The sequence below is a fragment of the Rhodoglobus sp. genome (assembly GCF_053580035.1).
In genome coordinates this window covers 142,501-157,504 of the sequence record NZ_JBMDVL010000004.1, presented here as the reverse complement: position 1 = coordinate 157,504, position 15,004 = coordinate 142,501, and the positions used below count along the sequence as shown (strand labels likewise).

General features: G+C 59.0%; 12 protein-coding genes. 1 reads left to right on the top strand and 11 read right to left on the bottom strand.

The window, feature by feature from the left end; all coding sequences use genetic code 11:
- Window positions 1-89 precede the first annotated feature (89 nt).
- From ACOH1Z_RS13005 to ACOH1Z_RS12995, 3 genes are all read right to left on the bottom strand, one after another.
- Window positions 90-2,234, bottom strand: a complete 2,145-nt coding sequence (locus tag ACOH1Z_RS13005) for a DEAD/DEAH box helicase (RefSeq protein WP_449648924.1) — start codon at window positions 2,232-2,234, stop codon at window positions 90-92.
- Window positions 2,235-2,427: 193 nt separating this feature from the next.
- The gene (locus ACOH1Z_RS13000; protein WP_449648923.1) at window positions 2,428-2,772 is read right to left on the bottom strand and encodes a DUF6804 family protein; all 345 of its coding nucleotides are present in this window, start codon (window positions 2,770-2,772) and stop codon (window positions 2,428-2,430) included.
- 36 nt (window positions 2,773-2,808) lie between these two features.
- Window positions 2,809-4,695, bottom strand: coding sequence for a DUF2207 domain-containing protein (locus tag ACOH1Z_RS12995; protein ID WP_449648922.1), 1,887 nt, complete (start codon window positions 4,693-4,695; stop codon window positions 2,809-2,811).
- Window positions 4,696-4,767: 72 nt separating this feature from the next.
- On the opposite strand from ACOH1Z_RS12995, the gene ACOH1Z_RS12990 reads away from it, so the two are divergent.
- Window positions 4,768-6,099, top strand: coding sequence for a M20/M25/M40 family metallo-hydrolase (locus tag ACOH1Z_RS12990; protein WP_449648921.1), 1,332 nt, complete (start codon window positions 4,768-4,770; stop codon window positions 6,097-6,099).
- Here the strand turns inward: ACOH1Z_RS12990 and ACOH1Z_RS12985 are convergent.
- From ACOH1Z_RS12985 to ACOH1Z_RS12950, 8 genes are all read right to left on the bottom strand, one after another.
- On the bottom strand, window positions 6,096-7,040 hold the full coding sequence (locus ACOH1Z_RS12985; protein WP_449648920.1) for a glycerophosphodiester phosphodiesterase: 945 nt from the start codon (window positions 7,038-7,040) through the stop codon (window positions 6,096-6,098). The genes ACOH1Z_RS12990 and ACOH1Z_RS12985 overlap by 4 nt on opposite strands.
- A gap of 76 nt (window positions 7,041-7,116) precedes the next feature.
- Window positions 7,117-8,031: a ribokinase gene (locus tag ACOH1Z_RS12980; protein WP_449648919.1), complete on the bottom strand. Its 915-nt coding sequence runs from the start codon at window positions 8,029-8,031 to the stop codon at window positions 7,117-7,119.
- Window positions 8,032-8,071: 40 nt separating this feature from the next.
- Window positions 8,072-9,544 carry an SDR family oxidoreductase gene (locus ACOH1Z_RS12975; RefSeq protein WP_449648918.1) on the bottom strand — a complete coding sequence of 491 codons (1,473 nt, stop codon included), beginning with the start codon at window positions 9,542-9,544 and terminating at the stop codon, window positions 8,072-8,074.
- 65 nt (window positions 9,545-9,609) lie between these two features.
- The gene (locus ACOH1Z_RS12970) at window positions 9,610-10,440 is read right to left on the bottom strand and encodes a CAP domain-containing protein (RefSeq protein WP_449648917.1); all 831 of its coding nucleotides are present in this window, start codon (window positions 10,438-10,440) and stop codon (window positions 9,610-9,612) included.
- Window positions 10,441-10,498: 58 nt separating this feature from the next.
- A complete protein-coding gene (locus ACOH1Z_RS12965; RefSeq protein WP_449648916.1) occupies window positions 10,499-11,356 on the bottom strand; it encodes an aldehyde dehydrogenase family protein in 858 nt (285 codons plus the stop codon).
- Window positions 11,353-12,864, bottom strand: coding sequence for an aldehyde dehydrogenase family protein (locus ACOH1Z_RS12960; RefSeq protein ID WP_449648915.1), 1,512 nt, complete (start codon window positions 12,862-12,864; stop codon window positions 11,353-11,355). Before ACOH1Z_RS12960 ends, ACOH1Z_RS12965 begins: the two co-directional genes overlap by 4 nt.
- Window positions 12,865-12,872: 8 nt before the next feature.
- Complete coding sequence (gene deoC / locus ACOH1Z_RS12955; RefSeq protein ID WP_449648914.1) at window positions 12,873-13,886, bottom strand: deoxyribose-phosphate aldolase; 1,014 nt, start codon at window positions 13,884-13,886, stop codon at window positions 12,873-12,875.
- Entirely contained in the window at window positions 13,883-14,827 is a 945-nt protein-coding gene (locus ACOH1Z_RS12950) for a sugar-binding transcriptional regulator (RefSeq protein ID WP_449648913.1), read from the bottom strand. Before ACOH1Z_RS12950 ends, deoC begins: the two co-directional genes overlap by 4 nt.
- Between the last annotated feature and the right edge of the window lie 177 nt (window positions 14,828-15,004).

Genomic DNA, 15,004 nt, shown 5'->3' with positions numbered 1-15,004 from the left:
CTGCGTGTCACTCATGCAACCATTCTACGCTTCGGCCACGCGTGAGCCGACGGAGACCGGTGACGAGAACGTCAGTTCTTAACGGTGAGCTAATTCTTGATGGCGTCCCGCAGCAGCGCGGAAAGCGCCTGAAGTTGGATATTCGACTCCGCAATGACTTCGTCATCTGAACCGTCAAGTGCCCGTGCAGCCAATCCAGCCTTACTGTCTATGAGCTCTGCGATTCGCGCATCAATCGTGTGCGCTGCGATGATGCGCCAGGCTGTCACCGGAAGCTCTTGGCCGATTCGGTGCACGCGGTCGATCGCCTGCGTTTGCTCGGCGTTCGTCCAACTAAGTTCGGCGAGAACAACGTTGGATGCTGCCTGAAGGTTTAGTCCAACGCCAGCGGCGGTAAGCGATGCAACCACTACGGAAACGTCGGGGTCATCGGCGAACGAGTCGATGGCGTTTTGGCGAGCCTTGGCGCTCTGGTCACCGCGAATCGACACCGACTTAAGTCCGACCTTGGCAAAGTGTGCCTCGGCGGTGTCCATCACATCGATGTGCTTGGCGAAAAACACAACCTTGCCGACTGAGCGAGCCAATTGCGCTGTGTAATCGGCGGCGAGCGTAGCCTTTGCCTGCCCAATTCGACGCACCATCGTAAAGACGTTCTCTCCCGTGGTTGCACTCTTTGACTCTTCGAGCTCGGCGTGAGCGACGACCCGAATCAAGTCTTCGACAGCGACATCGGGCTTGAGGTTGCGCACTCGAGTGAAGCGATCAAGGAGTCGCGCGGTGAGCGCTTGCTCTGCCGCCCGAATCGAGCGACCGAGATCATCGTCGAGTTCAACGGGAATATCGGCGATGCGTCGCGCCGGAATGTCAGCCGCGACATCCACTTTCTTGCGACGAACGATACCCATATCGATAACCGCACGTCTCGCTTCGGAGAAGAAACCGGGGTCAGCGGGGGTGAGATCTGATTCTTCGAGCTTTGCCATGAGTGGTGCGAGTGGCTTCGTCGCATCGATCCAGCCCAGAAACTGCCAGATTGCTCGGAAGTCTTCAATCGAGTTGATGAGCGGTGTTCCGGTTAGCGCCATCAAGAGCGCCTTCGGGTACGTCGCACGGATGCTGTGAGACAGGCTAAGTACATGCTTGGAACGTTCAGATTTGAGGTTCTTAATGAAGTGGGCTTCATCGACGACCATGCCTTTGAAGCCAAATCGTCCGAGCCAACCGACGTGGCGGTCGAGAACCTCATAGTTGACGATGACGACGTCGCTGAAGGCATCGACAGAATCGCCATCACCGTGAACAACAGTCGCGGTGCGACCAGGAGTCCACAGTTCCACTTCGCGTTCCCAGTTGGTCTTGACGACGTTAGGGACAACAACGAGCAATGGGTACGAGTGAGAAGCCTCCGCCGCCATCAGCGCTTGAGCCGTCTTGCCGAGTCCTGGCTCATCGGCGAGGAGGAACGTGCGGTGGCCCTGCTTGACGCGCTCGACGAAACGAGCTTGGTGCCGCATGAGATCGAGATTTCCCCGCGTGCGAAGCGATTCAGCTTCCGGCAGTTCCATTGACGCAGCACCACCGCCAGATCCGTGTTCGAAAGCCCGGAACAGAGGGTCAATGAGTTCCCAGTTTGCGAGGCGGTTTCCGTGCTCTGGCTTTGCAGCCACTGCACTGAAATCGGGAGCCAAGAAGGGGTTTGCCATTTGCATTTGACGAACGGATGCTGGCACAACTTGCTTATCGACCTGCTTGTCTACAGGCTTCGGCTCGGCGGAAATGATCAACTCTTCAGGGCTCAGCTCAACGCCAGCAGCCAACAAAAGGTCACGGCGCAGAGCTTTCGCTGCTGGCGTGATTGGGGCGGCCTCCCCGAGCATCGAAAGCAGGCTAGTGTCTCGCGCTGCGGTCTTAGCCAAGATGCCGGCGAGGCCATCAAGGCGCTTCTGCTCATTAGCTCGTTCAGACTCAGTCAGCGTTGCATCAACCTTGACTCTGGCGCGCTCTTCACGCAGGAGCAGCGCGGCGACTTGGAAGCGTGCACGGTTAGCAGGCTTAAGCGGGCCCTTTTGCACGGCAGTCTCGACTTCACGAGCGGCGCGAGCGAGCACGGGGATTACTCCGGTGTCGTCACCGGGGCGAGCGCGTCGACGTTGAGCGCCGGCTTGTCGCTGACCAGAGTTTTTGGGTCGCTTGTTGCGCTGCGAGGGATCGGTCTTTGACGAGTTGGTCAACTATTCTCCTGGCGCTAGGCAAATGCTCAGTCACACGGATCGACGGCTCGAAGACGTTGCCACGAATGGGACCTCATGCTGAGTGACAACATCCGCTCGAGTGAGCCAGACCCAACTGCGGTGCGATTGGTGGTCTCAAGGGATGCGTTACTAGTGTACGCAGAAAAACGGGATCATGTGCTACTCGAGCGAATTAACCTCGACTTTGGGTATCGGTGACGCGAACGGCGACGCCAATAACGATGAACACAAGCGCTGCGGTGTAGTGCAATCCCGCGAACAACTGAGTGTCGGCGACGACAATTGGAAACACGGGATTCCATAAAATCGCAATCGGCACGAGTGCGATCGCCCACCACCATTGGTGAGCCTGAACCACGAGCACCACGCAAATCAACGCAAGAATGCTGACAACGTAGCGAACCACTGTGAAAATCTCGGTGTCGATGATGCCCGCCCCAACGAGGAGCACGAGCACAGCGAGGATTGCTGCCGGGAGGACCACTCGGCGTGGCCTGTTGGGGTACGTAGCACTCATTAGAGCAAATATACCCGCGGCTGACTCTGCAGAGCGCTACACGCCGCCACCGCCACCACCGCCGCCACCACCACCGGAAGAGCCGCCGCCGCCGGAACCTCCACTCGAACTGCTCGACGCGCTGCCAGAGTACGAACTTGCGATCGAATCAGACATTGACGAAATACTTGAGGCAAACAGTGCACCGTTGAACGCGCCAGAACCGCTATACCAATCGGGTGAGCGTTCAGAGTAGTACCGACTCAGCTCCCCAGACCACTGCTTTTCGAGCCCAAAAAGCACTGCATAGGGCAGGAGCTTCTCGTAGATCTTGAGCACGTCGTTGTTACCGGTCGATGTACTTTTCTCGCGCAAGGCACCTTCAGGGCTTTGCAGCATCCTCAACCGGTCCGCTTCTGCCAGCCGGATGTACAACTCAAGTCCCTCAAGATGGTCTCTAGCTTCGGCGCCGCGCGCGGTGACGGGCGTGCGAAAGAGCAACACCAGAGTCGCTACCCCCGCGACAATCGAACCCGCAATGATCACGAATGGGACTCCGGATCCATAGGCACCATCGATCAGCAGGACTCCGAAGAATATGACTGCGGCTATCGCGACCGCCGACACCGCAATCGGTAGGTAGCTACTCGCCGACACTGTGCGACGGAAACCGGCAGCAACGAGTCCGGAATTCTCTCGCTCCACAATTTTGTAGAGCTTCTGGCTGAGCTTCTGATCGGCCTTCGCGAGACTTCGCACCGCGCCGTGCTGCAATGACTTCCCGAAAAGCGCGCGCAATATCTCTAGTTCAGCGCCACGCACCCCCGTTGGGTCAACCAACTCAAGGAGATACTCGGTGCGCGACGAGAAGAACCCACTCGATTCCGCTTCACGAACCCGAAGCTTGCCTCGGACGGCAAACTCGAGGATTTGCGCGGCGATCGCTTTATTGCGCTTGCCAAGAAGAAGGGCTGCCGTGACGAGTGGCACGTCGCTGGGAGGCGAATATTCGGCGATGATGGTGGGCCGCCCTGCAGCGTCGGCAAGTTTTGTTCGCCGCGTACGGAACGCCCAGATGAGGCCTGCAAGAGCGCCGAGAGCACCCAACGGTTGCAGATAGCCCGAGGTTGAGGCGAAATAGGAGCTGTCTCGAGCCACAAAGGTTCCCGGTTCGAATCCCATTGCGACGGTGAGGTTCTGACCTGCGCTTAAGAGATCGTGGGAGGCAACAAAATCGTTCGCGTCAACCGAGACGATCTCGCATACCTCTGTCGATCCTTCGTAGCCCCAATAGCAGCGAGGCGGCGAAATGAGTGCATCTGCGAGCCCTTCGCCCAAGTGGATGGTTGCTGTGACTGAGCCAAACGGTTGTTGCCAACCCGTGCCGTTCGTGTCCCAGTACCATTCGTCAGCCTCAGTGTTGGAAAAGTATCGAGTGACGTCAGTTTGGTCATAGCTGAAGACGTACGTTTGGGCTCCGCTGACAAACGTGTTTGCGGCACTCGTGATCAGAGTGAATCCCTCGTCATGCTCCACGTCGAATGGTCGAGGTTTGCCGGTCTCGTCTGTCACCGAAATATTGGCTAGGTTTACCGGCACACCCTGGTAGTAATCAGGGATCGCTCGCCGCATCCCCCGGTTCTGGTCTGCCGGAAATACCGCAACAAAAGTTTCGACCGTGGAAAGCGTCGAATGACCTTCGCTATCGCGATCAAGAAAGAACTCGGCGTCATAACTATCGAATACGAAATCGTCGAGACCGGCGCTCACGATGCTTGTAGGGGGATCTGTGAGAGCGTGCGCGTTCGGCGTAGTCGCTGCCGTGGGTGCTGCGGTCGCCATCGTCGGCGGCAGAATCATCCCGATTGCCCACAGGAGGGCTCCGGCAAGCACCAGATATCGGCGTGCTCGATGACCATTGGCCGCCAGCTCCAGTCGAGTCACAGTCTTCCTTCCTCGCGCATTACGACCCCCGGGTGGGGGCAATCACCGCCCAGCTCTCGATAGAGTCGACGTATGAAGAGTGCCTTGGCTGTCGAACACCTGCAACAGCTCGTACAAATCCCTACAGTTTCCCGCGAGGATGTGGACGCAACTGAGTGGGCAGAATTTACCCGCTTCGCTTCAGCGCTGCGCAAACTCTATCCACTGTGCCACAGCCGTCTCGAACGTGAGACAGTGCTTGACTACTCCCTTATTTTTCGCTGGCGCGGACGTGCATCGACAGAACCGTCAGTGCTCTTGGCCCACTACGACGTTGTTGCCGCTCCCCCTGAAGGTTGGAAGCGGCCGCCGTTTGCCGCTGAACTCAGCGGCAAAGGCGAAGAACAATTTATCTGGGGGCGCGGAACGCTCGACAACAAGGGCTCGGTCGTCGCCATCCTCGAAGCCGTCGAGTCTCAACTCGAAGCTGGCCTAGTGCCGTCTCAAGATATCTACCTGTGCTTTGGCCACGACGAAGAAACACACGGCACTGGGGCTTCAGCGATTGTGGATCTGCTCGAACAACGCGGAGTGAAACCCGTCTTGGTGCTCGACGAAGGCGGCGCGATTGTTGACGACGTCTTCGATCAGGTCACAGCCCCCATGGCAGTTGTTGGAGTCGCCGAGAAGGGTACGGCTGCCTTGCGTTTGACTGTCGACCAGTCAGGCGGACACGCCTCAACGCCACCACGCACTCCCGCCGCTGTTCGACTCGCTCAAGCGATAATTCGTCTCAATGCTCGTCCCTTTCCCGCCCATTTGACTTCGACAGGCTCAGACTTGCTTCGCACTCTCGGCGAGCATGCCGGGGGCTTCAGCGGCTTCTTGCTGCGCAATGTGTCGTGGACACGGGGGCTCCTCGTGCCCATTCTGGTGCGCAAGAGCGACGAGCTAGCCGCAATGTTGCGCACAACTCAGGCCGTAACAATCCTCGAAGGCGGCCACGCCGTCAACGCGCTGCCGGAGCGGGTCAGCGCCATCATCAACGTACGAATCGCTGTCAACTCCACCCTCGAAGCGACTCTCAAACATGTGACAAGGGCAGTAAACGACAAGCGGGTCAGAATCACCGTCGAGTCCCCCGGTGAGCCGTCTCCCGTCTCGCCGACTACGGGGTTGGCTTGGGAATTGCTTCGCTCGACAATTGAGAAAAGCTTCCCGGGAACGATCGTGACGCCCTATGTGCAGAACGGTGCAACAGACAGTCGCCACTTCACACGCATTAGCCGCGGAGTCTATCGATTTACCCCGTTTGCGATGGCACGCGAGGTTCGCGATACACTTCACGCCCGAAACGAGCGGATGCTCGTGAGCAGCTACCTCGCCGGCATCGACTTTTATCGAGCCCTCATCGCCTCGCTTTAGCCTGCAACTCGCACTCCCCTAGCGAATGGCAGATCCTCGGGGTCGGTGAACTCGCGAGCGATCCACTGTCCCAACTCTGCCGGTCTGTCGGTGACGATCCCGTCAACGCCCAACGACACCGCATCCGACCACGTCTCAGAATCGTTAAGGGTGTAGATGAGTATTCCGAGGCCAGCATCATGCACCCGCTGCACTAATTCAGGATCAGCCGTAATCGCTTTTTTGCTTGTGACGAGAGCAACTGCGCCCGCTGCTGCGGCCAGCGCTCCTGGGTCACCGACAATGTCTCGCACAATAAGCATGCCTGGCAGCTCGGGGTTGACGCGCTGCAGTGCTCGCAGTGTCATGATGTCGAAGCTTCCGATGATGACATGATCGCTGACACCATGACGCGCGATGAGGTCAGAAATCAGGGAAACCTGTTCATCAGTCCACGATCCTTTGAGTTCGAGGATGGCGTTCTTTGTAGACCAGCGAAGCAAATTGAGAAACTCTTCCAGCGTGGGAACTGACGCCCCCGCAAAGGCTTCACCAAACCACGAGCCAGCATCAAGCTTGGCAAGCTCGTCATAGCTGTAACCCCAGACGGGGCCCGTGCCGTTTGTTGTGCGATCGACTGTCCAATCGTGCATCAGTACCGGAACGCCGTCGGCAGTGAGTTGCACGTCAGTTTCGACGTAGTCTGCTGCGCTATTGAGCGCGTGACCGAGCGCCTCAAGGGTGTTCTCTGGCGCAATCATTTTGTCTCCGCGGTGCCCGGCGATGAACGCGGCCTCTCCAGGCGCACGAAGGGATGAGAAAGCACCGGCGGCATGAACGCGGCTGACGTTAGCATTCAGCACGAGCGCGAGAGTAATTGCGGCAACGAGGGCGTCGGCGAGGGTCACTCTTCGCGCTCGTTGGTCTCGATAGTGAGGTGCCGGGTTCTGCGATGTCGCCATTGACTCGCCATCCTTTGTCGGGTTGCCGTACGTTCACGGTGACCCCACTATAGCGAGTCTGTTATCAATCCGTTACCTAATGCGCAGATTCTTTTGCGCGTGTCTCGATGGCCGCACGTCGCGGAATCGACGGCACAGCTCCATTGCTCTCGACCGAAATGGATGCCGCCGCCACAGCAAATCGTAATGCTACATCCGCCTCCATTCCTTCAACGAGGCCCGCCGCGAAAGCACCACAGAACGTATCCCCAGCGCCCGTGGCATCAACTGAAGTCACACGATGTGCCGGGACAACAATCTGATCAAATCCAGTGCGGTGCAAGGAAGCACCCTTCGAACCGAGAGTCACAATCACTGTTGGCACCAGCGAGAGAAGGCGCTCCCCCAGTCCGTCGAGTTCAGGGTCCAAACCGTTATCACGTGCCAGCTCGGCAGCTTCATGCTCATTCACAATTAGTACATCAAGAACGTCAAGCAGCTCTTGAGGAAGCGTCTGAATGGGTGCAGCGTTCAGAATGACCAGAGTGTCAGCCGCCTGAGCGATTTTTGCCGCCTCGACGACTGTGGCTAGCGGAATTTCCAACTGCATCACGAGAGCCGACGCCGCCGTGATCGCTGCCGCATCCGCACTGCTGAGAGCCACAATATCGCCGTTAGCCCCCGGCTCAACGATGATCGTGTTCTCGCCCGTTCCGTCAACAGCAATCAGTGCTGTGCCGGTTGGCTTGGGCGAGGTGCGTAATTGGGCTATATCAATCAAATCGTCGCCCATTCCCGCGCGCACCATCTCGCCGAACGTGTCTGCGCCGACGGCACCCACGAAGGTGGTTTGTGCTCCGGCGCGAGCTGCAGCAACGGCCTGGTTTTGCCCTTTGCCGCCAAGCGCAGTGCTCAGACCGTGCGAAAGTACGGTTTCTCCCGGCGAAGGGATGCGCTCAACGCGAAAAACCTGATCAATATTTGCACTGCCGACAACGACGATTCCAGACATTAGTCAAATGTATCGCAGTCGGGTCATTAGCCAAGCGTGGTCAGTCAGCGGTGTTCGATTCTGCTGCAGCAACGATCCGATTTACCATGCCGCTGAAAATCACACCATGGAAGGGAAGAATCGCTGCCCAATAGAGGCGGCCGCCCAAACCGCTAGGAAAAAACACTGCGCGCTGGCGGTACAGCGATCCGGTAGCGCCATCCGGTTTAACGGTCAATTCGAGCCAGGCTCGACCCGGCAGTTTCATTTCGGCCCGCAGCCGAAGACTGTGACCATGGTCGATGCTTTCAACCCGCCAAAAGTCGAGCGCGTCTCCAGTATTGAGAGTACTCGGATGACGACGTCCGCGCCGCAAACCAACTCCGCCAACCAGCTTGTCTGCCCAGCCCCGCAACGCCCACGCAAGAGGGAACGAATACCATCCGTTCTCACCCCCAATTCCTTCAACTACAGCCCAGAGTGCTGCTGGCGATGCCGGAGTGCTTCGCTCTCGCAGATCGGTGTAGACAGTGTGGCCCGTCCATTCTGGATCACTCGGGATCGGGTCGCTCGGAGCCCCAGCGACGGTGGCGTCTTGCCAACTGGTCGCGACTTCCCCGTCGCGCATCTTCACTAGAGCTAAACGCACCGAGGCCCGGTAACCCGTAAGCCCGCCCGGTGGCTTGGGGATGAAGTCAGAGACAGATTCATCGCGCACAATGCAATCAAACTGAAGAGACTCGATGATCGGCACCGCGAGCAACCGGGGAATGGGAGTCACCAGGTTTACCCACTGCGACGCGAGCCACGGCGTTAGCACCGGCAACGAGGCGATGGGGCGCTGGTGCAGGCCAGCTTCGAGAGCATAGCCGTTCATCATTTGGCCGTAGCGGAGCACATCTGGGCCGCCGATATCGAAGCTACGGTTGAGATCTTTATCCAATTCGAGTGCCGCAACTAGGTAGTAGAGCACGTCTCGTACGGCGATCGGCTGGATGAAGTTGCGCACCCACTTCGGCGCTGGCATGTAGGGCAACACCTCGGTGAGGTGACGGATCATCTCAAACGACGCCGAGCCTGAACCAATCACGACACCAGCGTTGAATGCGATCGTGGGCACGCCGGAGTCCATCAGGATCCGACCCACCTCAGCGCGACTGCGCAAATGACGACTCAGCTCGCTAATGTCGCCTTCAGGGTGAAGTCCGCCGAGGTAGACAATTCTCGATACTCCGGCGCTTTTCGCTGCCACCGCCACGTTATTGGCGGAGAGCTTCTCGGTCGCTTCAAAATCGCCCTTAGCCCCCATGGCGTGCACGAGATAGTAGAGCGCGTCGATATCGGCGACAGCAGTGGTCAGTGTCTCGGCATCGGTGAGATCACCGATTACGGTCTCCACGTCGTCCCGCCACGGAACATCACGCAGCTTGCGAGGGTTGCGCACAAGCACGCGCACGGAGTGCCCAGCATCTATCAACCGAGGAACGAGTCGGCCACCCAAATATCCTGTTGCTCCAGTTACAAGAACGCGCATGTCAGAACTCTAAACAGCGCAACTGAGAACCAGCGCACAGAGGCTGAACGCTCGCGGCCAGAATGTCAGCTTCGAGCTCGTCTTCGCCACACCACAAACCAGACGCCGGCGCTAAGCAAGAGAATTCCGGCGAAAACAGACCACGCGATCCAGGTCTGATCTGGTCTGTCGCCGTACACGCTCGCCTGCAATTCTTCGCGCGACATGGTCGACGGCGATCTCGAATCAGCGTCTTCGCCCGCATCGGCGGATGCCGTTGGCGACGGTGAGATCTCGGCATCCTCAGCGGCTTGAGCGGCAGCTCTCTCAGCGGAGCTCGGAGCGTCTTCCTTCGGAGCTTCGGCTACAGGAGCAGGTTCTGTTTCAACGGCAGGCGCCGGGGCTGGTGCTGGGGCCGGGGCGACCGCGGCCGCCGGCGCTGCTGGTCCGGAGTGCCCAGCGTAGTTCGCAAAGACTTGCACACCCCACGTTGTTCCGCCGCTCTCGTAAAACGCGATGCCAACGTCGGTGAACGACCCCAGAATGTTTGCCTTATGACCTGGGGACCCCATCCAGCCATCGTGCATCGATTGAGCGGTGCGGTAGCCCTGAGCAACATTTTCCCCAGCCTTGTTCCAGCCACTAGGGATTTGGCTCGAATAATGGGGATTGTGTGGCATCCAGTTATTCGCGGCCATGTTTTTTGCCCAATCGAGAGCAACAGCATCCATCGCTGAATTACGAATCAGACCAGCCTGACCCACTTTCCAGCGTGCTTGATTCACCAAACTGTGAATGGTGTCGGCGGGAGCAGCGCTGGCCGGCGCCGCGTCGGCAACCGGGATCACGACAACAGCGATCAGTAGCGCGAAGAGCGCGGCACCGATACGCGAGAAAGTGCGGCGTGAAAAGACCATTACCCAGCAAGTATCCGCAGATAATCGTCTAGATCAAGCTTCACGCCGCACTTCTCGGCTAAATCAGAGACTTCGTGTGCCACACCGTCTTGGTCTCAGTCCACTGCACAACACGTTCAATTGACGGCGCCGGAACACCGATAACCGGTCCGGATACGCGCTTGAGAGTGTCTGCCGCGGCGATCTGAAGGTCAACCCACTCGAGCTGTTCTGCTCCGGCAAGGTCGAGACCATTGACATCCGCGTGGCTCGCAAGCCACGGTGCAATTTCCGCCGGAGAACCGGTGAGGATGTTGACGACACCACCGGGAACATCACTCGTCGCGAGAACCTCAGCGAGGCTGATCGCGCTGAGCGGGGCGTTCTGGTGAGCAACCACGACAACCGTGTTTCCACTGACGAGTGCCGGAGCAATGACGCTCACGAGCCCGAGCAGCGACGACGAGTCCTGCGGAGCCACAATGGCGATAACACCACTTGGCTCAGGCGTTGAGAGGTTGAAGTACGGCCCTGAAACGGGGTTACCGTTGCCAGCGACCTGCACGTACTTGTCAGCCCACCCCGCGTACCACACCCACGCATCGATCGCCGTATCCAGCTGCGCCGTTGCCGCGGCCTTCGACAGCGACTCCGTTGCCATGAGCTCGTCGATGAACTGCTCGCGACGACCCTCCAACAGTTCGGCGATGCGATACAGCACCTGGCCGCGGTTGTAGCCCGTGGCCCCCGACCAGCCGCTGAATGCTGCGCGGGCGGCGACTACGGCATCCCGAGCGTCCTTGCGGCTTGCCAGGGCAGCGTTCGCGAGGAAGGCGCCCTTCTTGGTTGCTACCTCGTAGGTGCGACCGCTTTCGCTGCGCGGAAACTTGCCACCGATGTAGAGCTTGTAGGTCTTAGGAACCGTGAGACGGGTCATTTCTTGCCACCTTTCGTGACGGCGGGCGCGGCCCATCCAGCGGATTCTAGGTAAGCGGCGAGTCCGTGACGGCCACCCTCGCGGCCGTAGCCACTCTCCTTGTAGCCACCGAACGGCGACGCAGGATCGAAACGGTTGAAGGTGTTGGCCCAGATGACACCGGCGCGCAGCTTGTCAGCCACAGCGAGGATGCGCGAGCCCTTGTCGCTCCAGATGCCCGCAGACAGCCCATAGGGCGTGTTGTTGGCCTTGGCGATGGCCTCGGCCGGCGTGCGGAACGTCAAGACACTCAGAACGGGCCCGAAGACCTCTTCGCGAGCGATGCGGCTCGAGGTCGACACGTTCGTGAAGATCGTCGGGGCGAACCAGAAACCGTTCTCAGGGATCGCGCAGTCGGCAGTCCAACGCTCGCCGCCTTCAGCTTCCCCGATGTCGCTGAGTTCGCGGATGCGGTCGAGCTGACCCTTGGAGTTGATTGCACCGATATCGGTGTTCTTATCAAGCGGGTCGCCCATTCGGAGGGTCGACAATCGCGCCTTGAGGCGGTCGACGACGTCATCGTGAATGTTCTCCTGAACCAGTAGGCGCGAACCTGCACAGCAGACGTGGCCCTGGTTGAAGAAGATGCCGTTGACGATTCCCTCGATGGCCTGGTCGATTGGCGCATCATCGAACACGATGTTTGCTGCCTTGCCACCGAGTTCGAGAGTGACTTTTTTGCCCGTTCCGGCAACCGATTTGGCGATCGCACGGCCAACGCCGGTTGACCCGGTGAAGGCAACCTTGTTGACGTCAGGGTGATTGACGAGCGCCTGGCCCGTGTCGCCGGCACCGGTGATGATGTTGACGACACCTTTCGGCAGGTCAGCCTGCTGCAAGATTTCAGCAAAGATCATTGCGCTCAACGGAGTAGTTTCGGCCGGTTTGATCACGACGGTGTTTCCCGCCGCAAGCGCCGGAGCGATCTTCCACGCGAGCATGAGCAGCGGGAAGTTCCACGGGATCACCTGAGCGGCAACACCGAGCGACTGCGGGTTCGGTCCGAGACCGGCGTAGTCGAGCTTGTCAGCCCAACCGGCGTAGTAAAAGAACCAGGCAGCAACGAGAGGTACGTCAACGTCGCGGCTCTCCTTGATCGGCTTTCCGTTGTCGAGGCTCTCGGCAACAGCAAGCTCACGAGCCCGCTCCTGCACGAGGCGCGCAATACGGAAGAGGTACTTGCCGCGGTCTGCGCCCGACAGCTTCGACCACGTGCGGTCGTAGGCCTTGCGGGCTGCAGCGACTGCGACATCCACATCAGCGCTGTTGGCGTTGGAGATCGAGGCGATCTCCTTTTCGGTTGCCGGTGAGATCGTGCTGAACGCGTCTCCGCGGCCATCCACAAATTCACCATCGATGAAGAGACCGTAGTGTTTCTTCAAGTGCAGAACCGAAGTGGACTCTGGAGCTGGCGCGTAGTCGAGAAAGCTTGGTGCTTTCACGCTTAATGCTTTGTCATTCTCAGTCATGGTGTGCCTTAGTCAATCGTGACGTAGTCGGGGCCTGAGTAGTGGCCGGTAGTGAGCTTCTGACGTTGCATGAGCACGTCATTGAGAAGACTGGATGCTCCGAAACGGAACAGGTGCGGCTGCAACCATTCCTCGCCGACAGTCTCAGCGACTGTGACGAGGTATTTGATCGCGTCTTTAGAACTGCGGATGCCGCCTGCTGGCTTCACCCCGATCTTTTCGCCGGTGAGCAAGTGCCAGTCGCGCACAACCTCGAGCATGAGGAGGGTGACGGGCAGGGTTGCGGCGGGCGAAACCTTTCCGGTGGAGGTCTTGATGAAGTCTCCCCCGGCCAGAATTGCGAGCCAGGATGCACGGCGCACATTGTCGTAGGTGTTGAGTTCGCCGGTCTCCAAGATCACCTTGAGGTGAGCGTAGGTGCCGTTCTCGCGGCGGCACGCTTCTTTGACAGCGACGATCTGGTCGAAGACAACACCGTACTTGCCCGAGAGGAAAGCGCCACGGTCGATAACCATGTCGATTTCGTCTGCGCCGTTAGCTACGGCTTCCTTGGTGTCCATGATCTTGATCGGCAACGATGAGCGTCCGCTCGGGAACGCGGTCGCGACGGCGGCAACGTTGATTCCGTTGTCTGAACCGTTTGACCAGGATGACCCGAGGGCTTCAGCCGCGTACGGGACCATGTCGCCATAGACGCAGACGGCAGCGACCTGAGGGGTCGACGCATCCGAAGCATCCGGCAGTACAGCCTTGGCCGCGAGCGAGCGAACCTTGCCAGGTGTGTCTGCGCCCTCAAGAGTGGTGAGGTCGATGAGTTTGATGATGGTGTCGAGAGCCCATGCCTTCGACGTGGTCTTGATGGAACGCGTTCCCAGACCCGCTGCGCGCTGCTCAAGCCCAACAGCGTCAACGCCCGAGAGTCCTTCAAGGTGAAGCTTGAGAGATTTCTCGGTCAGATCTGCTCCGATGAGATTGACCGCGCGCTCAGCAGGTGCGAGCGCGATGGCCGATTCGATTGTCATGTGGTTTCCTCCAGAAGGGCGTGCGCTGTGGCCTCATCGGTGACGATGACGGAACACAGCCCACTCGTAACGACGGCGCGCGCGACGTCATGTTTAGCGTCGCCAGCGACGACAAAAATTGCGTGATCTGCTGCACGAAGCTCATCAAGACCGATACCGACAGTGCGCTCGTCTAGAGCAGAGTCAACGATCTTGCCAGCGCTGTTGATGTAACGACCAACCACGTCGCCGACGGCTCCCTTAGAGACGAGGTCATCGACATCGTTCTCGGTCAGGTAACCACTATCGACGTGGACCGAACTAGCACCAGCAACACCGGCACTATACAAATAGGCGGATGCCGAAGCACCCAGTGCACGAACGCTAGCCACAGCACGGTCGCGTTCTATCGCACGCTTCGTCTCGACCTGCTCCAGAATCGCGGGGATCGGCAGCAGCGTCGCTTGACCGTGCCCCTTCTGGGCGATAGTGACAGCAGTTTGGGCTGCGGTTCCCTGCTTACTGTTGAGACTCACACCGCCGTTGATCTGCACGACCTGCACGCCAACGGTCCAGCCGGGAGCAAGTAAACGAGCGACCTCGTCGAGCGTGCGACCCCAGCTGACGCCCAGAGTGCGCGGAACGGGGCGAACAGCGGCCAAGTAGTCGGCAGCCGCTTGAGCCACGCGAGGGTTGACCTCTTCGTCATCCGCGGGCAGCGGAACCACGACCGCATCTTTCAGACCGAAGCGGTCTCGCAACTGCCGTTCGACATCCAGCCGCCGAGCGCGGGGGTGAATGATCTCGATGCGCACGATTCCTGCTTCGCGGGCACGAGTGAGCAGTCGGCCCACTTTCCAGCGGGTAATCCCGAGAAGAGCTCCGACTTCGTCTTGAGTCTTGTTCTCTTCGTAATAGAGCTCGGCAACACGCACGGCCAAGAGCTCGGTTGATTCGTCCACTGCTGCCTCCTCCCTCAACGATAGAGTTCCTCGACGCCCGCTGCAACATATGCAGTTGCATCTGCTCAGATGAGCAGCAATTCTCACTGGGCGATGCGCACATGCGCAGCCAACACCCTCAAGCTGAATGCCACACGAAAGTCATCAGGTGAACCACGATCACCACAGACACCCAAT

Coding starts and splice junctions, on each gene's coding strand:
- ACOH1Z_RS13000 (WP_449648923.1), bottom strand. CDS start 2,772: ATGAGTGCTACGTACCCCAACAGGCCACGCCGAGTGGTCCTCCCGGCA.
- ACOH1Z_RS12990 (WP_449648921.1), top strand. CDS start 4,768: ATGAAGAGTGCCTTGGCTGTCGAACACCTGCAACAGCTCGTACAAATC.
- ACOH1Z_RS12985 (WP_449648920.1), bottom strand. CDS start 7,040: ATGGCGACATCGCAGAACCCGGCACCTCACTATCGAGACCAACGAGCG.
- ACOH1Z_RS12980 (WP_449648919.1), bottom strand. CDS start 8,031: ATGTCTGGAATCGTCGTTGTCGGCAGTGCAAATATTGATCAGGTTTTT.
- ACOH1Z_RS12975 (WP_449648918.1), bottom strand. CDS start 9,544: ATGCGCGTTCTTGTAACTGGAGCAACAGGATATTTGGGTGGCCGACTC.
- ACOH1Z_RS12970 (WP_449648917.1), bottom strand. CDS start 10,440: ATGGTCTTTTCACGCCGCACTTTCTCGCGTATCGGTGCCGCGCTCTTC.
- ACOH1Z_RS12965 (WP_449648916.1), bottom strand. CDS start 11,356: ATGACCCGTCTCACGGTTCCTAAGACCTACAAGCTCTACATCGGTGGC.
- ACOH1Z_RS12960 (WP_449648915.1), bottom strand. CDS start 12,864: ATGACTGAGAATGACAAAGCATTAAGCGTGAAAGCACCAAGCTTTCTC.
- deoC (WP_449648914.1), bottom strand. CDS start 13,886: ATGACAATCGAATCGGCCATCGCGCTCGCACCTGCTGAGCGCGCGGTC.